At 48.5% G+C, this 511-nt stretch carries 1 protein-coding gene; it reads left to right on the forward strand.

The window, feature by feature from the left end:
• On the forward strand, positions 1 to 198 hold a 198-nt coding region (locus Q5716_RS15925), incomplete at its 5' end, for a hypothetical protein (protein ID WP_305004147.1).
• Between the last annotated feature and the right edge of the window lie 313 nt (positions 199 to 511).

Raw genomic sequence — 511 nt, forward strand, 5'->3', positions numbered from 1 at the left:
TATCAAAACAATACAATCCATTACATCTATGTCGACATCTCTTCTTGCTCAACCTTTGTCGCCACCGCATCCCACCAAGGCCCATGGGCTGCTCTGTCAACTGTTCCACCACAACACTTACAACTTTTTTTGAAGACCTTCTTCACCAACAACTATCAACATGTCTCCCTGCTCTTGCTGCAACCACGAGGCCTCTAGCTGCTCCACCAGCTGCTCTTGCTGCAAGCACTAAATTCCTTCTTCCATCACCAACGACACTCAGCAATGACAACCATACTCGCATGCCTCTAAGGGCCATGCCTCCAGGATACGATACAGGAGGACATCTAATGCGAGCTCAATGAGCAAGTCGGATGGACAGGTACAATGGAAAGGAAAGAAAGAAACGAGAGACATGCTGGTGATGGACTGGGACCGCCAACTTTCGATGGCAGCGCAGTTTATAGACAATTGAAGCTTGCATGCCTTGAACATGAGATCGGAAGAGCACACGTCTGAACTCCAGTCACAG

It is taken from the genome of Antiquaquibacter soli, from assembly GCF_030580675.1.
In the GTDB taxonomy this organism is placed as follows: domain Bacteria; phylum Actinomycetota; class Actinomycetes; order Actinomycetales; family Microbacteriaceae; genus Rhodoglobus; species Rhodoglobus soli.